The 22216-nt window shown below is 61.9% G+C and carries 22 protein-coding genes, 1 tRNA gene and 2 pseudogenes; 10 read left to right on the top strand and 15 right to left on the bottom strand.

Annotated elements, in window-relative coordinates; all coding sequences use genetic code 11:
* Positions 1–41 precede the first annotated feature (41 nt).
* The gene (locus tag M0D67_RS04885) at positions 42–692 is read right to left on the bottom strand and encodes a hypothetical protein (RefSeq protein WP_266237549.1); all 651 of its coding nucleotides are present in this window, start codon (positions 690–692) and stop codon (positions 42–44) included.
* 139 nt (positions 693–831) lie between these two features.
* Positions 832–1878 carry a tyrosine-type recombinase/integrase gene (locus M0D67_RS04880; RefSeq protein WP_266237548.1) on the bottom strand — a complete coding sequence of 349 codons (1047 nt, stop codon included), beginning with the start codon at positions 1876–1878 and terminating at the stop codon, positions 832–834.
* A 133-nt stretch (positions 1879–2011) separates the two neighbouring features.
* Here M0D67_RS04880 and M0D67_RS04875 point away from each other — a divergent pair.
* A tRNA-Leu gene (locus M0D67_RS04875) sits at positions 2012–2096 on the top strand.
* A gap of 230 nt (positions 2097–2326) precedes the next feature.
* Here the strand turns inward: M0D67_RS04875 and M0D67_RS04870 are convergent.
* From M0D67_RS04870 to M0D67_RS04860, 3 genes and pseudogenes are all read right to left on the bottom strand, one after another.
* Entirely contained in the window at positions 2327–2908 is a 582-nt protein-coding gene (locus tag M0D67_RS04870; RefSeq protein ID WP_349768778.1) for a DUF2244 domain-containing protein, read from the bottom strand.
* Positions 2906–3175 (bottom strand): annotated as a pseudogene (locus M0D67_RS04865) (ABC-type transport auxiliary lipoprotein family protein); the annotation flags it as partial. The pseudogene M0D67_RS04865 and the gene M0D67_RS04870, both read right to left, overlap by 3 nt.
* 133 nt (positions 3176–3308) lie before the next feature.
* Positions 3309–3830 (bottom strand): hypothetical protein, encoded by a 522-nt coding sequence (locus M0D67_RS04860; RefSeq protein ID WP_154560884.1) that lies wholly within the window; start codon positions 3828–3830, stop codon positions 3309–3311.
* A gap of 143 nt (positions 3831–3973) precedes the next feature.
* On the opposite strand from M0D67_RS04860, the gene M0D67_RS04855 reads away from it, so the two are divergent.
* Both M0D67_RS04855 and M0D67_RS04850 read left to right on the top strand, forming a co-directional pair.
* Positions 3974–4324, top strand: coding sequence for a DUF1488 family protein (locus tag M0D67_RS04855; protein WP_266237546.1), 351 nt, complete (start codon positions 3974–3976; stop codon positions 4322–4324).
* Positions 4325–4419: 95 nt separating this feature from the next.
* Positions 4420–4977, top strand: a complete 558-nt coding sequence (locus M0D67_RS04850) for a hypothetical protein (protein ID WP_154560882.1) — start codon at positions 4420–4422, stop codon at positions 4975–4977.
* Positions 4978–5105: 128 nt separating this feature from the next.
* On the opposite strand, the gene M0D67_RS04845 is transcribed toward M0D67_RS04850, so the two are convergent.
* From M0D67_RS04845 to M0D67_RS04825, 5 genes are read right to left on the bottom strand one after another with little or no spacing between them, the layout of a single operon-like run.
* Positions 5106–5447: a cytochrome C oxidase subunit IV family protein gene (locus M0D67_RS04845; protein ID WP_154560881.1), complete on the bottom strand. Its 342-nt coding sequence runs from the start codon at positions 5445–5447 to the stop codon at positions 5106–5108.
* A gap of 8 nt (positions 5448–5455) precedes the next feature.
* Positions 5456–6163, bottom strand: a complete 708-nt coding sequence (locus tag M0D67_RS04840; RefSeq protein ID WP_154560880.1) for a heme-copper oxidase subunit III family protein — start codon at positions 6161–6163, stop codon at positions 5456–5458.
* Positions 6160–6771, bottom strand: a complete 612-nt coding sequence (locus M0D67_RS04835; RefSeq protein WP_171926128.1) for a cytochrome c oxidase subunit 3 — start codon at positions 6769–6771, stop codon at positions 6160–6162. The genes M0D67_RS04840 and M0D67_RS04835 overlap by 4 nt, the downstream gene beginning before the upstream one ends.
* The gene (gene ctaD, locus M0D67_RS04830) at positions 6768–8528 is read right to left on the bottom strand and encodes a cytochrome c oxidase subunit I (RefSeq protein ID WP_154560878.1); all 1761 of its coding nucleotides are present in this window, start codon (positions 8526–8528) and stop codon (positions 6768–6770) included. Before ctaD ends, M0D67_RS04835 begins: the two co-directional genes overlap by 4 nt.
* A 13-nt stretch (positions 8529–8541) precedes the next feature.
* Positions 8542–9690, bottom strand: coding sequence for a c-type cytochrome (locus M0D67_RS04825; RefSeq protein ID WP_266237545.1), 1149 nt, complete (start codon positions 9688–9690; stop codon positions 8542–8544).
* A gap of 303 nt (positions 9691–9993) precedes the next feature.
* On the opposite strand from M0D67_RS04825, the pseudogene M0D67_RS42050 reads away from it, so the two are divergent.
* Positions 9994–10209, top strand: a pseudogene (locus M0D67_RS42050) (DUF1269 domain-containing protein); the annotation flags it as partial.
* Positions 10210–10688: 479 nt separating this feature from the next.
* Here M0D67_RS42050 and M0D67_RS04820 read toward each other — a convergent pair.
* The 5 genes from M0D67_RS04820 to M0D67_RS04800 all read right to left on the bottom strand — a co-directional run bounded on the left by M0D67_RS04820 (position 10689) and on the right by M0D67_RS04800 (position 15494).
* Positions 10689–11066: a GtrA family protein gene (locus M0D67_RS04820; protein ID WP_154560876.1), complete on the bottom strand. Its 378-nt coding sequence runs from the start codon at positions 11064–11066 to the stop codon at positions 10689–10691.
* Positions 11067–11073: 7 nt separating this feature from the next.
* A complete protein-coding gene (locus M0D67_RS04815) occupies positions 11074–11808 on the bottom strand; it encodes a bifunctional 2-polyprenyl-6-hydroxyphenol methylase/3-demethylubiquinol 3-O-methyltransferase UbiG (RefSeq protein ID WP_154560875.1) in 735 nt (244 codons plus the stop codon).
* A gap of 18 nt (positions 11809–11826) precedes the next feature.
* Complete coding sequence (locus M0D67_RS04810) at positions 11827–12876, bottom strand: glycosyltransferase (protein ID WP_154560874.1); 1050 nt, start codon at positions 12874–12876, stop codon at positions 11827–11829.
* A 105-nt stretch (positions 12877–12981) separates the two neighbouring features.
* A complete protein-coding gene (locus M0D67_RS04805) occupies positions 12982–14265 on the bottom strand; it encodes a glycosyltransferase family 87 protein (protein ID WP_266237544.1) in 1284 nt (427 codons plus the stop codon).
* A complete protein-coding gene (locus tag M0D67_RS04800; RefSeq protein WP_154560872.1) occupies positions 14262–15494 on the bottom strand; it encodes a glycosyltransferase family 87 protein in 1233 nt (410 codons plus the stop codon). Before M0D67_RS04800 ends, M0D67_RS04805 begins: the two co-directional genes overlap by 4 nt.
* Before the next feature lie 1076 nt (positions 15495–16570).
* Between M0D67_RS04800 and M0D67_RS04795 the strand changes: the two genes are divergently transcribed.
* From M0D67_RS04795 to M0D67_RS04770, 6 genes are all read left to right on the top strand, one after another.
* Positions 16571–16741 (top strand): Flp family type IVb pilin, encoded by a 171-nt coding sequence (locus M0D67_RS04795; RefSeq protein ID WP_154560855.1) that lies wholly within the window; start codon positions 16571–16573, stop codon positions 16739–16741.
* 106 nt (positions 16742–16847) lie between these two features.
* Entirely contained in the window at positions 16848–17057 is a 210-nt protein-coding gene (locus tag M0D67_RS04790; RefSeq protein ID WP_154560920.1) for a Flp family type IVb pilin, read from the top strand.
* A 200-nt stretch (positions 17058–17257) separates the two neighbouring features.
* Positions 17258–17794, top strand: a complete 537-nt coding sequence (locus M0D67_RS04785; RefSeq protein WP_154560854.1) for a prepilin peptidase — start codon at positions 17258–17260, stop codon at positions 17792–17794.
* Positions 17795–17882: 88 nt separating this feature from the next.
* Complete coding sequence (locus tag M0D67_RS04780; RefSeq protein ID WP_266237542.1) at positions 17883–19280, top strand: ATP-binding protein; 1398 nt, start codon at positions 17883–17885, stop codon at positions 19278–19280.
* Positions 19281–19317: 37 nt separating this feature from the next.
* Complete coding sequence (gene cpaB, locus M0D67_RS04775; RefSeq protein ID WP_266237540.1) at positions 19318–20154, top strand: Flp pilus assembly protein CpaB; 837 nt, start codon at positions 19318–19320, stop codon at positions 20152–20154.
* Positions 20155–20258: 104 nt separating this feature from the next.
* Positions 20259–22211: a type II and III secretion system protein family protein gene (locus tag M0D67_RS04770; protein ID WP_171926125.1), complete on the top strand. Its 1953-nt coding sequence runs from the start codon at positions 20259–20261 to the stop codon at positions 22209–22211.
* Positions 22212–22216: the final 5 nt, after the last annotated feature.

Genomic DNA, 22216 nt, shown 5'->3' with positions numbered 1-22216 from the left:
GATCCCGAACGTCAGCACGGCGATAGTGAACAGTTTGAATTTCATTCCGCCTTCTCCGCTTCGACACCAGCCGGCGCAATCTCGACCAAGGTGAACGCGTACATCCTCCCTTCGTGCTCGAACACTTCACAACCGGACGCCTTAAGCCCAAGCCGGAACCGAATGTGCTTCGCGTCCGGCAATCGGTAGTGGCGGAACGCTTCGCGCACAGACCGGTGCTCAGTGGTCTTCCCGTTGAATGTGACCGTTACCCCATGCCGGGTCAAACGCGCGGCGTACACCTCAGCATCCGCCCACGAAGCAGCCACCGCGAGCGAGTTATTACCGCGCGGCCTATCGAGCACTACCGGCGTGAACTCAACGCCTTCCGGGTTCTTCGGGAAGGGCCAAGGGCCTAGCGGGTTCGATTCCGGCGCGGCCTGTTCCCCGCTCGCTTCCGGCTGCGCGAGAGTACCGACTGCGGCCTCTACAGCAGTGTCCGGTACGATTTCCGCGCTCGCTTCGATACGGGTCCAACCCGCCGCGCCCTTAGCGGCCTCCTGGGCTTCGATAATCCCAACGCACTTCGACTCAGCAGCGGCACGGTCACGGAACCGCTTCACCTGCTCGCCCTCCGGTACGTTCGCGTTATGGAAGATCACGAGGTCGGACGTTCTCGCGGCGCGGATTTCTTCGTTGGTTGCAAAATTCACTGTGGACTCCTGAGTAATTGGCCGACTTTCAGGTGCTCATTTATTAAGCACCGCGAGGCGGATTATTCCTGGCGCCCACCATGCCGGCAACAAAAAGCTCATGCGCGCTGGAGAAGGCACATTTAGTTGTTGCTATTGGTCACTTCACGCGATAGCCAGCCCTTTCCAATCGCGTGGCTACGCCCTCAGACATTGGGCGCTCCCCGACTAGCTCTAGCAGGCACCCTGTCGCCTCGTTCGCCATTGCCCGTAGGCTCACTAACTCCGTCTGTATGTACCGGGTCGTGATCGCGCTTTTCGAAACGACCATGCCGCGCCCGTCCACCGCCCATTTATGTCCGAGCAGGACCGCCACCTTGTCTATCTCCGCCCCGAACCAGAATTTGGCCACGGTCGCCAGCGTGCGGCGTAAGTCATGCGCCGATACCCGGTCCACGCTCGCGGCCTCGCAGACGATCTGTAGAGCATCCCCTACGCTGGTCATAGGCGCGGATGACCCACCGCAGCGCTTCGGAAAGACGTAAATGTGTGACTCGCGGCGCTCGTGCCGCCTTCTGAGCAGGTTCACCACGTAATCGCTCAGCGGCATAACCCCGGTGAACCCCTTCCACCCAGCCGCGCCCGCATGGACGTAATAGAAGCCCCGATCCAAGTCCAACGAGTCCCACTTCATTCCGAGCGCGGCGCTCAGCCGGAAGCCGGTCATGAAAATCAACTTCACCGCGTCCTTACTGTCCTGCCTCTTCAATGCGCGGTCGATGGAGCGAAAGAACGGCCTGAGTTGCGGGATCGGGATATAGGTGTCTTTCGGTGGTGGTGCGATGAACAGGCGCGAGAGCCGCACCTTTGTGATCGGGTTGACGTCCAGCATGTCTAGGCCCATCAGGAAGCTATAGACCGCTGAGACGATATTCGACATGTACAGCGCCTTGGCCTCGCCGTACTGGGTTTTCACGCCGGTCAGGAAGTCCACCCACTGCATGACCGATACGTCCTCCAGCGGCCAGTCCTTCGCCGGTGCGAGCGCGATGCGATACCACTTGGTGTAATCGGCCTTCGTTTGGTCACTCAGCGGCTTCCCGAGCCGGGTACGCCTCGTTGCGAGGAACGTAGGAAGTGTATTGGCGAGCGTCAGAGGCATCGCGGCCTCTCTGGATAGCGCCGCGTATTCGTTTGGAGCGTTCATTTTTCGTTCTTCCGGTTAGGGTTGTCATCAGAGAACCGGAAAGATCAGCCCCCACCTTGCCCGTCGTCGAATTTTCCGCCATAATCTGCGTCTTCGCCGCGAGCCATACTCTGGCGCGTGCGCTGCAAGACCTGCCCAGGTGGTGAAATTGGTAGACGCAGGGGACTCAAAATCCCCCGCCGCAAGGCGTGCCGGTTCGATTCCGGCCCTGGGCACCAAAAGTTGTTCCGGCATAAGCCGCATGCATTCCTAGAAACCCCGTAAAGTCAACGACTTACGGGGTTTTTTCTTTCCTGGATGATCCGGCTCGACCCGAGTACCGCTGGTGGTATCGGCAACCTCCTCGCAGACGGTGGTCGCATGTATTTCCAGCTCGATAAGTCCGGCGCGAAATACTGGCGGATGAACTACCGGTATCAGACATGCCGGGCGATCATCGGCCGGCATGTCAATAGTCGGCCACGATAAAGCGGCGCAATTGACGCACGAACTCCGCGCGGGCGGCGGCAGGCAGTTGCCGTCCGACGGGAATACGCTGCCAGCCGTCGCAAAGGTAGACGACGCCATCGCTGTCGTCGAGAGACACGGCCAAGCGGCCAGCATTCATCCGATGCATCGTGCGGCGTCCGCGCTCGTGTACTTCGACGATCACGAACGGGGGCGCGAACGTCAGCACCTCGCCGTCCGTCGCGTGCCTGGAGTAGGCGATAAAGGCGATGCCGACGGCCACGGTGCAAAGCATCGAGAAAAACAGCGTGAGCCACGCGCCGAATGCGAATGCCGTTACCACGCCGATCGCGAGGTCGAGCGCCATGAGGAACACGGTCGCGGCGAGCGACTGCCGCGGCGTGAGGGAGCAGTTGCGCTTGATGCGCCACTCGCGGCTCGGCACACCTCCCTCGCCGTCGAAAGAGCCAGGCCCGTACGACCGCCTGAAGTATGCGTACATGATCGAAAGTCCCGCGTCGTGGAGCCATTCGTGACGCCCAATGGGCGTGCCGCGGTTCTCCAGCGTCGCCTGTTGCGTCAAGGTAGCGCGGGCGGGCTGCCCCGATTGCAGCGTCCACGCCGCTTGCAATGTCACCGTTCCGCTCGCATCGGTCTCGGCATCGAGCACCGTGACGACGAGCATCCGAGTGTCGGGCGGCTCCGGCGCGTCCGGGAAGATGAACACGCCTGGAGGCAGCCGGCTCGTCAGGTCCTGCACAAGCGTGCGCCACATCAGTTGAGCCAGTGGCGCGCCCCACCGGTCGCTTTCGTCGGTCGAAAGCCGGTTCGGCAAAATCTGCGTGACGACTTCAGGCCGATCTTCCGGCTTGGCTTTTCTTTCGTCTCGTCTGGCCGACCATGACTATCTCGACGAGGTGCTCATGTTGTTGCGCGGCGAGCCTTTTCTGCTCTGGAGACCGGTCGATCAACATGGCACCGGACTACGATGGGCCGCCCGCGTCCGCCTTGACCCCGCGGGATGTGTTGCGCTCCAGTCTCATGTACATGTTCGCCGCCACGATACCGAAGACGATGTGAGCGAACAGGCTGGCCCCGTTGCGTGCTTCTGCGAACCACGGAAAAAACCGTGTCATGCCGTAGAAATTAATCAGGTAAACGGCTGCAGCGAAAGCGCCACCCGCCAGTGAAGCCATCCCCATGCTCGAGTCAAGGTTGAATGACGTCATGATCAGACCGAGGATAAGCGCGAATACGATGGCAAGGGCAAAATGCATCACAAAGGCCCCGAGCACAATGCCAATTGAGAATGCTTGCTGCGATTGCAATGCGCCTCGTCCCAGCATGATCGCGGCGACCATGCGTGGGGGCTCCAGCAGACTTGCGCCCGTCATCAGTGCCATCAGGATAACCCCTAACGCCAGGAACACAGCGCCTGCGATGACGCCTGCGAGCACGGCTGCCCGCCAGTCAGGCTGGCCGTGTGTGAAATGATGGGAATCCATGCGAAGTTCCACAATTTCTCTCCCGATTGATTCGGATAATTCATTCTAGTCCTACAGCTCGCGAGACTGATAGCGCCGCATGGCTATCGCCCCCCCGACGGACGATCCTCGTTCTGGCGACGACGTGGCGTGATGAACTGCACGTGCAAGAGACCCTTGAGGCACGTCAGTTGTTGGGAGGTAGGAGGGTTGTTCGCAGCAGACCTGTCAGCGGATCGATAATTAATCTTTTAGCTCACAGTGGAGGATCAAATGTCTGCGAAGTCGAAAGCACAACAGATGGCTGCGCAATTACCGCCGAGGCGCTGGAAGATCATTTCGGCGCCCATTGCGCGCTGGAATCCGCCTTAATGGCTGCCTTCGACAACGGCCGCAATCCTATCCGTTCGGTTTACGCGGAAGCGATCGACCAGAACGGCGGCAAAGGAGTAGTGTTACATAGCGGACTGTTCAGAGTGGACGGCACGCAACCCGATCGCGGCACCACGGCATAGTCCCGGCGCGTGCCACCGCATGCACCTCTGTCTCGGCGCGGGTAAGGTGGGGCGGCATAGTCTGCAACCGCTAGTCAACGATGGAAGGAGGACACATGTCACTCATCGTCGCAGCACGCTTTACGACATTCCCCGCCGCTGAAGACGCGGCGCAACGGCTCTTTAATGCCGGTTTCGTCGAGGAGGACGTCACACTGTTTTTCGTCAATCCGATCGGCCAGCATGCACGTTTTCGGCCCGGCGGCGATATCAGCGCCGACACAAACGCGAGGGAGGCGCCGAAGGGTGCCGAGATAGGCATCACGATTGGCGCAGCGGTTGGCGCCGTGGTCGGCGTCGGGATCTTCGCGGCGTTTTCGGCGCCGCTTATCATGTCGCTGGTCGCGGCCGGGGTGAGTGCGTATGTCGGTTCATTGGTCGGCGCGATGATGCGCACGCGTGACGCCTGCGACGAAGAAACCCGTGAATGCGGCGTGCTGGTGGCCGTACACGTGTCGCAGGACAGCCAGTTGGACGCCGCACGGGTGCTGCGCGATGCCGGAGGCGCGGCGATCGAACGCGCGACCGGCCGCTGGCAACAAGGGCGGTGGGCCGACTTCGATCCGCTCAGCCAGCCTGTGCCGCTCAACGAATTCAGTGAGAAGCACGCCTGATTTGAAGGTGTTTTTCGCCGAGATTTTCAGCGAGCCAGGAAACAAAAACGGCCCGGCATTTGTCGGGTCGTTTTGTATTCGGAGCGGTGCGTTCCAGGCACTCGCCTGAGAAACGGTCGGCGAAGCGGTCAGTGGAAGAAGAGTTCCCGCATGCCGAAGGTGTGATCCGCTTCGGCAGCCATCAGCACCATCAGCACCAGCAGGCACAGGGGCGGTATCAGAATGGCGTACACCAGCGCCAGCCGCTCCCACATCATGTGCATGAAAATCGACACGATCAGCCCGGCCTTGGCGATCATCAACACGACGATCAGCGTCCAACGCAGCAGGCCTTGCACGTGGAAGTAATCCACCATGTACGACATCGTGCTCAGGACGAACAGCAGGGCCCAGATCTTCAGGTAGATGCCGATCGGATGCTGCTGGCCGTGCACGGCGTCGGGTCGATGGGCGGGATCGGTGTGGTCCATGGTCTGCCTCACCACAAATAGAACAGCGCAAAGATGAACACCCACACGAGGTCGACGAAGTGCCAGTACAAGCCGGCAATCTCGACGATCTGGAAGTTGCCGTGCTCGGTGAACGCCGGCTGCAGGATCTTGCGTGCGATCAGCAGCAGGTAGATCACGCCGCAGGTCACGTGAAAGCCGTGGAACCCGGTGATCATGAAGAAGCACGCGCCAAACTGCGCCGCACCCATCGGGTTGCCCCAGGGGCGGATACCTTCATGGACGATCAGCTTGGTCCATTCGAAGGCCTGCATCGACACGAAGGTCGCGCCCAGCAGCGCGGTCGCCAGCAACAGTGCGGCGGCGCGCTTTGCGTTGCGGCGGTAGCCAAAGTTGACAGCCATCGCCATGGTGCCGCTGCTGGTGATCAGGGTGAACGTCATGATGGCGATCAGCAGCAAGGGCACATCCACGCCGCCCACAGTGAGCCCGAACACCTTGGAAGGGTCGGGCCACGGCACCGTGGTCGACATGCGCACCGTCATGTAGCCGATCAGGAAGCTGCTGAAGATGAAGGTGTCCGACAGCAGGAAGATCCACATCATCGCCTTGCCCCACGGCACCTTGAAGGCTTCGCGGTCGCCCGACCAGTCCGTGACGATGCCGCGCCAGCCGTCAGGCCCGGCGTCGGTGGGCGTGGTGGCAGCGGATTCGGTGGGGAGCGTGGGCGTGGTCATGGCGCGGCTCCATACAGCGGCCCGCAGATGGCTGCGACGAACTCAGGGGTGATCCACCACATCGCCGCCAGCAGCACGAGCCAGACAGCCAGCAGGAAATGCCAGTAGATAGCGCACAGCACGATGGCGCGCTGGGCTCGGAAGGGGTCTCCGCGCTGGAGACGCGCGATCGTCACCGCCCAGGCCACCAGCCCGCCCAGCACATGCAACCCGTGCAGGCCGGTGAGCAGGTAGAGGAAGCTATTGGAAGGATTGACGGTGACGGTCTGCCCGGCCGCCGACAGCATGCGCCAGGCGGTCAGTTGTCCGATCACGAAAACGGCCGCTAGCACACCGCCGGACACCAGCCACGCCGCGCGGTGCAAGGTCATCTGCCGGGCACGCTGCATGGCAATGCTTGCCAGCACCAGCGCGCCGGTGTTCCACCACAGCAGCAACGGATGCGGGATCGGCTGCCAGTCGGGCTCGCGCATGCGCATTGCATAGGCGAACAGCAGCAGTGAAAACAATGTCGTTGCCACCGCCATGAAGACGATCAGGCCGATGCGGCTCGCATTCGGCAAGACAGGTGGCGCGTCAGGAACGAAGGGGCGGGGCAGTGTGGTCATTCGCGTGCCTCGCCGGGTTGAAGCGTCGGGTGGGCCGGTTCAGGCGCCGTCGCAGGCGCAGGCGGCTGGTTTTGCGGGACGAAGTCTTCCTCGTGCCCCGGCGGGCTGTATTCGTACGCCCAGCGGTAGACGACGGGCGGCGCGGCGCCCCAGTTGCCGTGCACTGGCGGCGTTTGCGGCGTCTGCCATTCCAGCGTGGTGGCCCGCCAGGGGTTGCTGTCGGCACGCTTGCCGCGCACAAGGCTCCACGCCAGGTTGTACAAGAACAGCAACTGCGCCGCCCCAACGATCAGCGCAACGACGGTGATGAAGGTGTTGAGCGTCTGCGCCGAAGACGGAATGAAGCTGTAGCCCTCATACGCGTAATACCGCCGCGGCATGCCCAGGATGCCGAGATAGTGCATCGGGAAGTAGATCGCATAGGTGCCGAGGAAGGTAACCCAGAAGTGCACGCGCCCGAGCGTGTCGTTGAGCATGCGGCCCGTCACCTTCGGATACCAGTGGTACATACCGCCAAACACCACAAGGATCGGCGACACGGCCATCACCATATGGAAGTGCGCCACCACGAAGTACGTGTTCGACAGCGGAATGTCCACGCTCACGTTGCCGAGGTAGAGCCCGGTCAGCCCACCCAGGACGAAGGTGCTGATGAAGCCGATGGCAAACAGCATGGGCACGGTCAGGTGGATATCGCCGCGCCACAGCGTCAGCACCCAGTTGTAGACCTTGAGGGCGGTCGGGATGGCGATGATGAGCGTGGTGGTGGCAAAGAAGAAGCCAAAGTACGGATTCATGCCGGCGATGAACATGTGGTGCGCCCAGACCACGAAGCTCAACGCACCGATGATGATGATGGCCCACACCATCATCTTGTGGCCAAAGAGGCTCTTGCGCGCGTGCGTGCTGATGAGGTCCGACACGATGCCAAAGGCCGGCAGCGCGACGATGTAGACCTCCGGATGCCCGAAGAACCAGAACAGGTGCTGGAACAGCAGCGGGCTGCCGCCGGCATGCTTGAGCGTCTGCCCCATCGACACCACGGCCGGTATGAAGAAGCTGGTGCCGAGTGTCTTGTCGAGCAGCATCATCACCGCCGACACGAACAGCGCCGGAAACGCCAGCAGCGCCATGATGGTCGCCACGAAGATGCCCCACACCGTGAGCGGCATGCGCATGAGCGTCATGCCGCGCGTGCGCGCCTGCAGCGTGGTGGTGACGTAATTCAAGCCGCCCATCGTTGTCGCGACGATGAAGATCGCCAGCGACACCAGCATCAACACGATGCCCCATTCCACGCCCGGCGTGCCCGGCAGGATGGCCTGGGGTGGATACAGCGTCCAGCCCGCGCCGGTCGGCCCGCCTGGCACGAAGAAGCTCGCCATCAGCACCAGCACGGCCAGCAGGTAGACCCAGTAGCTCAGCATGTTGAGAAACGGGAACACCATGTCGCGCGCGCCCAGCATCAGCGGGATCAGGTAGTTGCCGAAGCCGCCCAGAAACAGCGCCGTCAGCAGGTAGATCACCATGATCATCCCGTGCATGGTGACGAACTGGTAGTAGTGGTTGGCGTCGATGAAACTGAACTTGCCCGGAAAACCGAGCTGCAACCGCATCAGGTCCGACAACACAAGGCCGACCAGGCCGACGGCGATGGCCGTCAGCGAATACTGCACGGCGATGACCTTGTGGTCCTGGCTCCAGACATAGCGGGTCCAGAAGCTTTGCTGGGCGTGGTTGGTGTGCGCGTAGGGCATTGCGTCTGCTCCGCTAGGGTTTGGCTGCGCTGATGGCGGCCGGGCCGCCTTGCGATTCGATGTAGGTCACCAGCGCGGTCAGCTCCTGCTCGCTCAGGTCGAAGTTCGGCATGATGGGTGCGAAGCCCTTCACGACGCGGGCCTTCGGATCGCGGATGAAGGCGCGCAGATAGGCCTCGTCCACCTTCGGGGTGCTGCCGTCGGCCATCGTTTCGGTCTTGCCGTACAGGCCCTTCCATGTGGGGCCCACGCGCGGACTGCCGTCCACGGTATGGCAGGCGAAGCAGCCCTTGGCCTCTGCGAGCGTCTTGCCCTGATCAGCGAGCGCCTGGGCGCTGCCGCCTGCAGCGGCGGGTGCGGCCTGCACCTTGGCCTGCTGCCGCTGCGCGAACGTGCTCTGCTGCGCCAGCCAGCGCGAGAACGATGCTTCGTCTTCCACCACCACCACGCCGCGCATGTTGGAGTGCCCGATACCGCAAAGCTGCGCGCACAGGATGTCGTAACGCCCTGCCTTGGTCGGCGTAAACCAGAAGGTGGTCACCATGCCGGGCACTATGTTCATGCGCGCACGGAACGGCGGTACGTAGAAGTCGTGCAGCACGTCGCGCGACCGTGTCAGGACCTGGATCGGCCGGTTGAGCGGCAGGTGCACCTCGGGCGTCTCGATCAGGTAGTTGTCACGGCCGTTGGGGTCGCCGGGGTTCAGGCCGAAGGGGTTGTCGTTGCTGATGTAGCGCACGTCCGTCGTGCCCAGCTTGCCACCGGGGCCGGCAAAGCGGAAGCGCCATTGCCATTGCTGGGCGAGCACTTCCATCTGCAGCACGTTGCGCGGCGGCCGTACGAAGTCTGCGTAGACGAAGAGCCCCGGTGCCAGCAACGCTGCCACGCCGACAGTGGTCAGGCCGATCAGCCACCATTCCAGCCGCTTGTTGTGCGGCTCGTAAGCAGCGCGATGACCCCTGCGGTGGCGGTAGCGCACCAGTGCGATCACGATGAACAGGTTGATCGCGACGAAGAGCGCGCCGGTAATGACGAGCGTGATCGTCAGCATGTCGTCCATGCGCACCCAGTTCGAGGCGATCGGCGTGATCCACCAGGGACTGGCAAAGTGAAACCCCACCGCCAATACGATGATCAGGATCAGGGCAATCGCAAGCGACATAGGCCACCTCGCTGCGTGTCACTCGTTGGAGCCGCTAACAAAAAAGGCTCCTGGCGTCGTTGTGCCGCCTTGCCGTACTTCGTACTGCCTGCGCCGGCACTTCTGCCAGGACCGCTTCGCTGAGCGTTGTAAGCGGCCCTAAAACAAAGGTAGTCCTCTCCTCTGCATCGTGCAAGACAGCGCCAGGGGGAAGCGCGCCCCATATACGGATCGCGCGAATGGAGGAGTCACTTGCCGCGATGCAATACAAAACGGCCGCCTCCAGCATTGGTTGCCGAGGCAGCCGTTTCCCAAGGGCGCCGGGTGTTTAGGGTCTGTTCACGTGTGCGACGTGCGTACGACGACTTGCTGCCGGCGCGGATCACATCGCGACATATCCATGTCCTCGCGAATCACAGTGTCGCACTCGAACAGTTACCCGAGACATCCTTGCTGCAAAGCAGCGACGTCGTGCACTCGCTCGAACGCGGCGTGGCGCTCAGCGGTGCGACCGGCGCGCTTCTCGGCCTCGTCGCACTGGTTGTATTTAGACGAGGCCATCGGCGCCCCCTTTGGGTCGAATACGGCCCAATACGCGTCAAGCGGAGTCTCGACATGAGACATATGCAAAAGACAGAATGGCCAGCCAAAAGCACGTGAATGACCTAGTACCCACGCCCGGTGGTATTTTTGGTGGTATCCGTACCGGCAAAATTCCACGAACCCGCTCCAGCAAAGCGATAGCCGGAATTTTTCCATTCCGGCCCTGGCACCAAAAGTTGTTCCGGCATGAGCTGCGGTATTCTGAAAACCCCCGTAAAGTCAACGACTTGCGGGGCTTTTTCTCTCCTGGATGATCTGGCTCGACCCGTGTGCAACTGATGGTATCGGGTGGTATTAGCGCCTCCCGTTCGTCGGATCTGCGCGATAACGATAACTCGTTACATGCCATCGTCCCAGCCCGTTTAACGGCTTCCCGTTCTCCATGAAGAGCGCGGCGATACGCAGATGTCCACGTTCTATCGATATGTCCAGCGACGGTGTGTGACAAAAGTGAGCGGCGTTACCGCACAAACAACCATCGCAATCCCTATCCATGGTCCGGCCCCCGTAATCTGCGCGAGGTAGGACACCAGTCCGGTCAAGGCCGCACCGGCAAGCGAAACAGTGATGAATCGCCAGACGTTCCGCACACGCAGCGACGACGAAAAACTCCAGAGCGTGTTCACAAGGTACGACCAGCAGGTCGCGCATGCGAACGCGACCGTATTCGCGAGAAACTGCGACGTACCGGCGTGTGATATCAACGCGACGGCCACGCCGACATGCAGGGCAGTCGCCGACAGTCCGCAAACACCGAAGCGGATCAGTCTTGTCAACTCGGTGCTGTTTTTCATGCCGGTGTCACTTCGCTGTCAGCACAGCGAGCAGCGACACGCCGCATGGCAACGCGCCATGTGACACCCAGTGACGCTCGGCACTGAAGATCCGATAGAAGAGCATGTTCAGAGCACCGGTCGGCGTGGCATCGCCGCTCGACCGATCGTGCTTGAGCAGACGATCGATAAAACGCACGGCAATCGCCAGCGGAAGCAGCAGCGTGTTGAAGTAAGTCATGCGTTCGATCCGATACCCTGCCTCATCGGCGCACGCCGCGAGCGCCGTTCGACCGTACCGTCTGTGATGATGAAGATAAACGTCGTGCGCGCTCCACAGCCATTGGTACGCCGGCACTGTTACGACGATTTTCCCGCCGGGGGCCAGTACTTCCCGCATGCGCGCAAGCGAGCCAACGTCGTCGGCAATGTGCTCGAGGCAATCGAAAAAACAGATCAGGTCGAAGCGTTCGGAGTCGAAAGGCAGATCATCCGGGCAACGTCCTGCGCGAATATCGAAACGCTCTCCGGTGCTTTTTGCGGTCAGCATCCGCGCTGTCTCGTCCATCTCCATTCCGCTCACACTGCCGAACTCGGCCAGCATTTCCAGGTTGCCGCCGGTGCCGGAGCCCACTTCGAGCACGCGCGCGCCGGAGGGCAACATAAGGCGACGCAGCACCGAGCTCAACACATCGCGCCGGCCGCGAAACCACCAATGTTCGGCCTCGGTTTCGGCCATCTGAAGATAAGCATCGGGGGACATGATTCATACCTCCACGATTCAGCGGCCAGCGAACCGCACGCGTTTGCGCGAGGGTTCGAACCGCAGGGTGTTCGACATGCGTGCGCTGTTGCGCCCGACGGGCAGCGTGCTGATCTTGCTACTTTCCTGATAGCGGCGGCGCACGAGATAGACCGGCCGCCCCTTCGTCTCGTAGTAGATTCGGCCGATGTATTCGCCGACCACGCCGATCCCAATCAACTCGATACCCCCCATGAACAGCATCACGGAAAGCAGTGACGCGTAGCCCGGCACCGGGTTGCCGAGCCACAGCGTGCGGCCGATGATGAAGCCGCCGTACACAAAAGACACTGTGGCGATCGCAAGGCCGATATAGCTCCAGCTCCGCAGCGGCACGGTGCTGAAGCTCGTGATGCCTTCGAGCGCAAAATTCCACAACCGCCATCCGGAGAATTTCGAATGACCGGCGCTGCGCGGCTCGCGCTGGTATTCGACAATCACGGTCCGATATCCGACCCACGCAAACAGCCCTTTCATGAAGCGCCGACGCTCCGGCAAGCTTCGCAGTGCATTGACGACCTGGCGGTCCATCAGCCTGAAGTCGCCGACGTTCTCCGGCAGCTTCACTTCAGACAGCGCATTGTGAACGCGATAGTAGATCGCGGCGGCGGTGCGTTTCGCGAAGGTGTCGCACGCGCGGTTAGACCGTTTGGCGGCAACCACTTCTGCTCCGCTGCGCCAATGTTCGATCATCACCGGGATCAGGCTCGGCGGGTCCTGAAGATCCGCGTCAATAGGAATCACCGCGTCGCCGAATGCTTCGTCGATACCGGCCGTCAACGCCGCCTCCTTGCCGAAGTTTCGCGTCAGGTCGATGACACGTATGCGCGCGTCGCGCACGCTGGCGGCGATCAGCTTATCGAGCGTGCAATCGCTGCTGCCGTCGTTGACGCAGACTATTTCGAAACGCGTCGATGCAATCCCCTCGAGAACCGGAACGATCTCGCTAAAGAAATGATCTACCGCCTCGCCTTCGTTGTAGAACGGCACTACCAGTGAAATCAATGAAATATTATTTTGTTCAAACATGATTACCTCCCCGTAATTCTGATTTGATGCTATGAGCCGGTGGGAATGTGGGCCACACATCGCGCACGTTTTTCTCCGGCATTTTCTTCTTTTGTGTAGTGGCCCTCACTCGTCGGCATAACGTTGGAAGACCGGGGCCGCGCGCCTTTCCAGCGCGATGCGCCGCAGCAGCATCCCGAGCGTTGTCAGCGAGATCAACGGCAAGAACTGGAACGGCCCGCATGCCATGATCAACATGCCCCCGAGCGGCGCGATCCAGAGCGCGGCCAGCCATTCCCGTTCGCCGCGCTCCCAACCCGCGACCAGCGCATGCCGGCAATACCACGCGATCAGCACACCGAACCAGGCGAGATCGTAGTCGTAGAGATATGGACTCACCAGCAGGCTCGCGCAGATCAACGTTGCCGCACGCAGGGCATACGAGCATTCACGGCTCCACCCGTAACAGACGGCAGCCGCGGCGATCAGCGCACACGCGCCCTGCGCCGCGTAAGCGAGCCCAGCCGGCGCATGAACCAACGTAGCGAGCGCGAATACAGTTGGCACTCGTGCCAGCGTGGCGTGTGCGGACTCGATGCTGTAAGCGGCAATCCCGGTGTTATGCAGGAATGCAGTTAGCGTTTGAGCGCCGAACACGAGCACCGCAAGCGCGAGTGTGGCCCCGGCCGTCAACACGAAGGCAGCCAGCGCGCGCCAGGACCGGGAGCACAGCAGCGCCAGCGGAAACAGCAGGACCAGTTGCGGCTTCATGCACAACAGGCCCAGACAGGCCCCTGCAGCAACCGGCCGGCGGCGCAACCATACAAGTCCGCACCCTGCGAGCGCGGCTGTCAGCAAGCCGTTTTGCCCGGTGCTGATGACGAAAAGCGCACCAGGAAAGAACAGCACGGGCAGGATAGCGTGCCGGTCCGGCACGATGACCCGGATCACCTTGACGAAGAACGCGTATGCACCACCGAGCCATAGCACCGCAGCTGCCTTGTAGGGAAGCAGCGCGAGCGGAACGACCAGCAGCAACGTGTTTGGCGGATACAGCCACGGCAGGACGCCGTTGACGGTGCCGAGGTACGGCACCGTGCCGATCTCGATCACGGACAGCGCCTTTACGTTATAGGCGTCGACTGCGTGCCCATGCAGCGCAAGAACTGCTGCACTCCAGAACGGCAGGAAATCGACCACGAATGGACTCGTGCCGCTCAGCCCGTTCTGCCCGCTCATCCGGACCAGCAAGATTGCGATGAATAATGCGTAGCACCCAAATACGATGATCGGGTATAGCCGCAGACGATCCGCGTTGAGCCAATGCGGACGCCTCGCCGGACCCGCTGCGTGCAATACCGGCAGCGGCCGGCATTTCGCCGAGGCATGGCGAAACGCGCGCAGGTTCATACCGCCCCCTGCGCATCGAGCCGCGTGCGCCGCACGATAACGAGCAGAACAAGCAGCAACACGACCGGTCCGATTTGCGGCAAGTGACTCAGGCGGTTGAAGAATTCGTGTACCGGCAGCAGCCACGCAAGTACCAGAACGGCCTGCTCGCCGCGCCGCCAACCCTTTTCAAGGCCGCAAGCAGCAAGACAGACGAGTGCAACACCGAGCCAGGTCAGTTCGTAGAACCATACGTAGGGGTTGGCGAGCAGCGTCGCTACCGCAATCGCCGCAGCCCGCATTCGCAGATCGTCTGTGCGCCGCCACACATAGCACGCGGCCGCAGCAGCGATCAATGCGACTGCGCCTTGTGCAGCATAAGCCATGGCGGCAGACGCATCCGCGAGACGCAGCGCGGCAAATGGCGTCGGAGAGGAAGGCCAGTACAGCACGCGATTCTCGAGCACCAACTCGCGCGCCACGCTAGTGCCGACCATAAATGCGCGAAGCGATTGTGTGCCACACACGAGTACACTGATTCCAACAAACCCGGCAGCACTGATTGCTGCCACCCACATGGTTTTCCATGCGCGCGCTGCGATCAGCACAACTGGAAATAGCACGGCTAGTTGCGGTTTGATTGCCAGCAAGCCGATGCAGATGCCTGCGCGTACAGGATGTCGCTCGGTCCAGCGAACGGCGAAGGCCATCAGCGCGGCGGTAATCAACGCATTCTGCCCAACGACTGCTGCAGCAAAGACGCCTGGATATGCGAGCACGACGAGGGCGGCAAACTGCGGGCGCCGAAAGTGAGCAGCGAAACCGGTAACCCCCTGCGTGCCGGCCGCAAACAGCCAGGCGCCAACGCACACGAACAACAGGTAGCAGGGCGCGTACGGCAATAAAGCAAGCGGTGCGAACAGCAGCAGCAATGTGGGCGGATAAAGCCACGGCAAAAAACCATGCGCGCCAAATAGCTCCGCTTCGGCCCGTGAAAACGTTGGATAGTCGTAGACCGCCGCCGGTGAGCCGGTCAGCATCACATGCGACGCAGTCCAGAACACCGAAAAGTCGACGCCTGGTCGGGTGACGTCAGTCGCCATGAACCCGCCGCTAGTCCAACCCCATGCCGCCAGCAGGATGGCGCAAAGCACGAGCATCGCGCAGCTGTACAGCAGCACGCGTTCGCGTGTCAGCCAGCTATGGATGCAACGTTCGGCGCCGAGCGCTCCCCGATCTGAAAAGTACATGATCCCCGCCTTGCACGAGAGCCGGATATTTTTTCTCACCCGGTCTATCTGATTTTTTTGGTTTCCATTCCTAAGCGAACGAATGGTTCATCGCGCGCCTGTGGTCGATTCATTGTTGTAGGAAATACTTCGACTTTCAAGCCATCGTTTTCCTCACCGGTCGTGGCCACCGTCAAAGTCACGCGTCACAGCGCAAATTCGACGCCTTTTCTGGCGTCCTGGATCAGTCGCGTGTCAACTTTGAGACGGTTCGGACTGGCAGGCCCATGGAAATGCCGTCGATCTCATCGACGCCGGCGTCCTGACCGAACCAGGGTAAATCGCGAGATGTTTTCCGCAGAGCACCGAACGGCGGGCCTCTCCGGGATTCTGCCTCCGGCGGCTTGGCGCCCAAAATCGTCGCAGATTAGAGACAACCTGTGCGCCGGAGGTGGAATTGGACAACACGCAAACCGGTGTCACCTCCGTATTTCCTGGCATTTGGGGAAGCTGGCCCAGAGCTTGCGAAGGAAAGGGCGCGGAAGTCGACGACGTGACGACCGGCGCGATTCAGGTAGCAGGTACGAGAAAGAACCTGAAAACGCGACTGGAGTCAGCCACGGGGAAATTTCTTCACATACGCCGCTGCAATCATCAAAGACAGCGCGGATGGAAAGAGAACAGATGGTGGTCGCCGACTGACTAGCGGGCTCCGGCACGCCGGCCGGAAGCCAATAACGAGCAACAGAAGGCAAGGACCACGAGATGAAGACCGATCAAACAAAACGACGGGCCCACCGTCGCCACAGCGGCGCCGGCTTCACGTTCCCGGCAGCACCCACATCGATCATTCGTTGCGCGCATCGTCGCGCCGACAATGATCTCCACGGACCCTACGCGTGGCAATTCGCCAGGCGCACGCTTCGTGATCTGTTTCCTCGCAGCGACTCTTCCGACACGAAAGGTTTGCACGCATCCGCGTGTACGCCGACACGGTCGGCCTAGACTCGGCGCCCTTTTTTCTGCAGTGCCAGCAGTACCTTCCCTCAGCCAATTCTGGCCAAGGGTTATTAATTAGCCATCCAAAGGAGTTAGCCATGCAACATATCATCGCCCAAGCCAAGCGTTTCGTTCGTGACGAAGATGGTGTAACCGCTATCGAATACGGACTGATCGCATCACTGATCGCCGTGGCCATCATTGTCGCCGTAACGCTCGTTGGCACAAAGCTGACTGGGGTCTTCAACACGATCGCGAGTGACCTGTAAGCGGCGGGCCGACGGACAATGACCAGCCGTTGATTTGTCCGTCTCCGCCGGGTCCTCGATTCTCGCAGGACTCCCCCAACCAAGACAGGAGTGACCTATGAATGCGATGAGAGAAGCAGCATCGCGCGTCACGCTGCTGCAGCTCTTCCGGATCGACGCAGCCCGTACCAGACGTTTCGTGTTGGACGAACAAGGCGTGACAGCCATCGAGTACGGCCTTATCGCCGCACTAATCGCGGTGGCCATCATCGTTGCCGTAGCGCTAGTCGGGACAGATCTGAACGCGGTGTTCAACACCATCTCAAGCGATCTGTAGAGACGGGATTTGACGGGTGAGCGGTTTTCCGTCTCTCCCGTCTTCCCCAGAATCATTGCGTGTTCCACCGTCGACAGAAACCGACGACGAATCAGTTCGGGAGATAGCCATGCACGCATGGAGCGACATCTATCAGCACATCGCGACCAAGGTCACGGCGGCACGTTCATAAACGCAGACAAAACTCATCGAGACCCGCCATGTTTCTGCCCCCACAACCCATTCCTGCATGTGTGATTGCGCTGGCCATCGTGACAGCCAGCACGGATCTCACTTGCCGGCGGATTCCGAACCGGATCATCGCGATCGGCCTCGCCGCTGCACTTATCGTGCAGATCCGGCTGAACGGCCCGCTTGCCGGAAGTGCGGACTGGCTCATGGGCGCCCTGACCGGGTTCGCGGTGCTGCTGCCCTTCTATCTGTTGCGGGGCATGGCCGCCGGCGACGTGAAACTGCTTCTGACGATCGGCGCCTGGGTCGGGCCGGCGATGACCGTCCGTATCGCCCTGGCAACGTTCATCGCGGGCGGGATCTGGTCACTGTGTGTCACCTTGCGGCGCCGTCGCGCGAGGCAATTGCTCGTGAATCTCTGGTGCATCGTAAGCAGCATGTGGACCCCCGGACGACAGATAGCCGGGATTCCTCAGTACCAGCAGATCGAATCGGTTGGATCACTGCCCTACGGCGTTGCCATTGCCGCAGGGACTTTAGGCGTGTTGTTCGCATCGGCTGCATAGCCGAAGAAATCCGGGGTTGCCGCCAGCATGGACAGCCGAACCGTACAGCCTGTGATGCCGGTCGCAAACCGGGCAGGAGAAAAGAGCGATGAACCAGCAGAACATTGAAAACGGGAGTGTCGCACAGGTTACGCACCTTCCTGAGCCTGAGCCGTCGTACGGCCGTCATGCGGAAGAATCCACCGTGTCGCTGCGTGCTCCGCGCACGCTCGCTGAAACCGGACTGCCGCAGGAGTTCGTGACACGGCTCGTACTCAAGTCCGTCCTGCTGCACGGCAAGTCGAGTTTCGCGGATCTCGCCGAACGGCACAAGTTGTCGGTGGGGGTACTCGACGACGTGCTGGCATTTCTCGTGCGCGAGCACCTTGTCGAGATCACCCACCGCGGCGCGAATGACATCGACGTGCAGCTTCGCCTCACGGACAGCGGCCGCAATCTCGCACAAGACGAAATGACGCGCTGCAGATATTGCGGCCCCGCCCCCGTCGAGTTCGACGACTATGCAGCAAGCGTGCGCGAACATTCGGTTCGTTGGATCCGCATCACGCAAGGTGACGTAAGTTCGGCATTTCGCGACGTGGTCGTCGATCACGCGTTGCTCGGTGCAGCGGCGACATCGCTCAATGCCGGGCGGCCTTTGATGCTGCACGGCCTCGCAGGAAGCGGCAAAACGTTCCTCGCCGAGCGGCTCGGACTGCTGCTGCGCGGCAACGTGCCGATTCCCTATGCGCTCTACGTCGGCGGCGAAATCGTGCAGCTTTACGATCCACTCGTGCATCGCGACGCACCCGAGCAGAGCCAGACGCAGACGAGCGACCGGCGCTGGCGCATGTGCCGCCGCCCGGTGGTGATCTCAGGCGGCGAGCTGACGCTCGAAGCGCTCGACCTGCGCCATGACGCCACGGCCGGCTTCTACCAGGCACCACCGCACATGAAAGCAAACATGGGTCTGTATATCGTCGACGATCTTGGGCGCCAACGCATCGCGCCTCACGACCTGCTCAACCGCTGGTTGATGCCGCTCGATCGGGGTGTCGATCAGTTCACGCTGCAATCCGGCTCGCGCTTCGTTGCGCCCTTCGACGTATGGCCGGTGTTCTCCACCAATCTTGCTCCGGCCCAATTCGACGACGCATTCCTGCGCCGGCTCGGCTCGAAGCTGTACGTCGGACCCTTATCGGTCGACGACTATCGCGCGGTCTTCAACGCGCGTTGTGCTGCACTCAAGCTCACTGCTACGCAAGCCTCATTCGATTACCTGCTCCACAACCTGCATCTCCCGACCGGCAAACCGTTCCTGGCCTGCTATCCAGGCGATCTGCTCAATCTGGTCTCCGCCACGGCGCACTACCGCGGCACGGCGCGCGAAGTGACGGGGGATGGACTGCGCGAAGCATGGCACAGCTATTTCGGCACCGCGATGGACCACGACAGTACTTACCCACCTACGGCCGACCGGCCGGGCCAACAGTTAGCCGCCGGTTGACCGGCAAGTGTCCAACGACCTACGCAGGAGTATCACCATGAAAAACAGTCGCGCTTTAGTCATGCTGGCCGTCGCCATGCTGGCCGGTCTGGCCGCCGTGGTCTTCGCTTCTCGATGGCTGATACAAACCTCGTCGAACGCGGTTACGCCTATCGCGGTTGCGGCGGGCGATGTCAGTCTCGGCGAGCCGCTCAACGCCAGCCTGATCCGCACCGTCAACTGGCCGACGGGAAGTGTGCCGCCGGGTGCATTCACCGATCCGAAATCGCTCGAGGGCCGTGTGGTGCGTACGAGTCTCGGGCGCGGCGAGCCCGTGATCGAGGCGAAGCTCGCACCGATCGGCACCAAAGGCGGCCTCTCCGCTGTCATCGGCGAAGGTAGCCGCGCCATCACGGTCCGCGTCAACGACGTGGTCGGCGTAGCGGGCTTCGCGCTGCCGGGCAACTACGTCGACGTCATCGTGAACACTCAGGAACCGGGCAAGAGCGACGCTCAGCAAAGCATCTCGAAGATTGTGCTGGAAAAGATCCTGGTGCTCGCGGTGGCCCAGCAGGTCAATCGCGACGACACGGCGCCGAAGGTCGTCAACGCGGTCACGCTCGAAGTCACGCCTGGCCAGGCGGAAAAACTCGACCTTGCGCGCAGCGTCGGCACGTTGTCGCTGGTGTTGCGCAACCAGGTTGATAAGGCGATGCAGGCGACCGGCGGCGCCACGAAGTTCACGCTGCTCGGCACACCTGCAGCGGTACCGGCCTCGGCACCTGCCGCTTTGCCCGCGCGTCCGGCGCGCGTGCACTACGCCGCACGACCAGCGGCGAAGCGAGATTGCGTGGGCGTCCTCTCGGGTGCGTTGGGCAGTGTCGAATGTTTCTAGGGCGGATGCGGCGGCGTCTGCGAAGACGAGCCGCTGCAACTGGCACCACTAAGGCAAATAACGGAAGTCTCGATCGACCGATGTCGAGAAACGGGGGCAGGAAAATGAAAACGAAACTGAGGTTCTCAACCGGTGGTGCGATACGTAACCGCTCGCTGAGCGGCGTCGTACTCGCCTCGGCGTTGTGCACCGGATTGCTTGTCGCACAAAACGGCTCAGCGCAGGAAGCGCTCGAGAGCCCAGTGCTCGCGAAGGCCCGGCCGAATGCGCCGTTGCCGGTGGGCCGCGCGCCAACGCCGATGATGGTCAGCATGGCGCCAATGCCGGCTGGCGGGGCAGCCGGCGCATCCGTGCCAATGCGCGGCCCGAACTGCACTGGAGAGATCCACGAAGAAACCAGCGTCGTCGTGCCGGTCGGCAAGTCGACACTCTTGCCGCTCGCCGAACCGGCACGCAATCGCACGCTCGGCAATCCGACGATCGTGCAAGCCACGCTGGTGTCGCCGCGCACGCTTTACCTCGTCGGCATGGCGGTCGGCACGACCAACATGATCGTTCAGGGACGCAGCGGCGGATGCCAGATTATCGATGTGATCGTCAACATCGACGCCAACGGCTTGCAGCAATCGCTCGGACAACTGTTGCCCGGCGAGCGTGGCATCCGCGTATCGACCGCTGCGGGCAACCTGGTGCTCGGGGGAAGCGTGTCGAGCTCGCCGGCTGCCCAGCAGGCGCTGGAGATCGCGAAGGCCTTTGCGAGCGCACAGCCCACCCAGCAATCGCAGAGCGGAACCGGTGTCCTCGGCAACGGGACTCCCGTGAATCAGCAGAGTTCGAGCACCAGCAAGCCGGCCGAAGTGATCAACATGATGACGGTCGACTCGCCGCAGCAGGTGATGCTCGAAGTCAAAGTCGCCGAGGTGTCGAAGACGCTCATCAACCAGATGGGCGCGGCGCTCAACATTCAGGGTGGCTTCGGCTCATGGAGCGGCGTGCTCGCGAGCAACCTGCTGGCCGGTGTAACGAGCCTCATCTCGGGCAGCAAGGCGAACAACCGCCCGTTAAGCTTCGCCATCGACGCGCAGAAGACGGACGACCTCGTCAAGATCCTCGCCGAACCGAACCTCGTCGCCATCAGCGGCCAGGAGGCTACTTTCCTCGCCGGTGGCAAGATCTTCATTCCAGTGCCGCAGAGCAGCAGCACGGGGGCGACGACCATCACCCTGCAGGAAGAGGAGTTCGGTGTCGGCCTGAAGTTCACGCCGACCGTTCTCGCCAACGGCCGCATCAGCCTGAAGGTCGCACCTGAAGTGTCCGAGCTGTCGCCAACCGGCATCACGCTCAGCGCGACTAACGTGAGCGGTGTGTCGATTCTGCCGCTCATCACGACGCGTCGTGCATCCACGATGGTCCAGATGAACGACGGCGAGTCGTTTGCGATCGGCGGCCTGATGAAGAGCAACGTGACCGGCGCGCTGAAAGCCATTCCCGGCATCGGCGAAGTGCCGGTGCTCGGAGCGCTGGCACGCAGCACGTCATTCCAGCAGGATCTCACGGAACTGGTGTTCATCATCACGCCGCATCTCGTCAAGCCGCTGCAGACCGCCGACCTGCCGCTGCCGACGGACAGCTTCTCGCAACCGAACGAAGCCGACGTCTACGCAACCGGCAACATGGAAGGCCGTCACCCGAAAATGCGTGCCGCGCCTGCCGGCACTGCCCCGGCTGCCTCGCCCATGCCAGCCCCGGCTTCGGTGAGCCCGGCGGCACCGCTGCCCTCGCCCGCACCGGCGCCGCAACCGCCCACCGGGCCCGTTGCGACGGCGTTGCCGCAGCCCGGCCCGCAGGCCGCGACGCCCAGCGCCGACCGGTCGCGCCCCATGCCGGATACGGCGGCGGGCACGGCGGCGCCGCTAACGGACACGCCACGATCCGCGGACGCCGAACAGGCGGCCCGCGCCGCCCGTATCGAAAGCGCCGCGGCACGGATCGCCTCCCGCAAGGTTCCGCAAGAAGTCGCGAACGCGGACGCTTCCACCCACGCGATCGAACATTGATGTGA

It is taken from the genome of Paraburkholderia sp. SECH4 (genome assembly GCF_030511745.1).
GTDB classification, from domain to species: Bacteria; Pseudomonadota; Gammaproteobacteria; order Burkholderiales; family Burkholderiaceae; genus Paraburkholderia; species Paraburkholderia madseniana.
The sequence above is the reverse complement of the archived record's forward strand: the minus strand, read 5'-3'. Positions and strand labels throughout refer to the sequence as shown.

Coding starts and splice junctions, on each gene's coding strand:
- M0D67_RS04810 (WP_154560874.1), bottom strand. CDS start 12,876: ATGTTTGAACAAAATAATATTTCATTGATTTCACTGGTAGTGCCGTTC.
- M0D67_RS04790 (WP_154560920.1), top strand. CDS start 16,848: ATGAGAGAAGCAGCATCGCGCGTCACGCTGCTGCAGCTCTTCCGGATC.
- M0D67_RS04815 (WP_154560875.1), bottom strand. CDS start 11,808: ATGTCCCCCGATGCTTATCTTCAGATGGCCGAAACCGAGGCCGAACAT.
- M0D67_RS04845 (WP_154560881.1), bottom strand. CDS start 5,447: ATGGACCACACCGATCCCGCCCATCGACCCGACGCCGTGCACGGCCAG.
- M0D67_RS04795 (WP_154560855.1), top strand. CDS start 16,571: ATGCAACATATCATCGCCCAAGCCAAGCGTTTCGTTCGTGACGAAGAT.
- M0D67_RS04835 (WP_171926128.1), bottom strand. CDS start 6,771: ATGACCACACTGCCCCGCCCCTTCGTTCCTGACGCGCCACCTGTCTTG.
- M0D67_RS04800 (WP_154560872.1), bottom strand. CDS start 15,494: ATGTACTTTTCAGATCGGGGAGCGCTCGGCGCCGAACGTTGCATCCAT.
- M0D67_RS04780 (WP_266237542.1), top strand. CDS start 17,883: ATGAACCAGCAGAACATTGAAAACGGGAGTGTCGCACAGGTTACGCAC.
- M0D67_RS04825 (WP_266237545.1), bottom strand. CDS start 9,690: ATGTCGCTTGCGATTGCCCTGATCCTGATCATCGTATTGGCGGTGGGG.
- M0D67_RS04785 (WP_154560854.1), top strand. CDS start 17,258: ATGTTTCTGCCCCCACAACCCATTCCTGCATGTGTGATTGCGCTGGCC.
- cpaB (WP_266237540.1), top strand. CDS start 19,318: ATGAAAAACAGTCGCGCTTTAGTCATGCTGGCCGTCGCCATGCTGGCC.
- M0D67_RS04840 (WP_154560880.1), bottom strand. CDS start 6,163: ATGACCACGCCCACGCTCCCCACCGAATCCGCTGCCACCACGCCCACC.
- M0D67_RS04805 (WP_266237544.1), bottom strand. CDS start 14,265: ATGAACCTGCGCGCGTTTCGCCATGCCTCGGCGAAATGCCGGCCGCTG.
- M0D67_RS04880 (WP_266237548.1), bottom strand. CDS start 1,878: ATGAACGCTCCAAACGAATACGCGGCGCTATCCAGAGAGGCCGCGATG.
- M0D67_RS04860 (WP_154560884.1), bottom strand. CDS start 3,830: ATGGATTCCCATCATTTCACACACGGCCAGCCTGACTGGCGGGCAGCC.
- M0D67_RS04820 (WP_154560876.1), bottom strand. CDS start 11,066: ATGAAAAACAGCACCGAGTTGACAAGACTGATCCGCTTCGGTGTTTGC.
- M0D67_RS04770 (WP_171926125.1), top strand. CDS start 20,259: ATGAAAACGAAACTGAGGTTCTCAACCGGTGGTGCGATACGTAACCGC.
- ctaD (WP_154560878.1), bottom strand. CDS start 8,528: ATGCCCTACGCGCACACCAACCACGCCCAGCAAAGCTTCTGGACCCGC.
- M0D67_RS04850 (WP_154560882.1), top strand. CDS start 4,420: ATGTCACTCATCGTCGCAGCACGCTTTACGACATTCCCCGCCGCTGAA.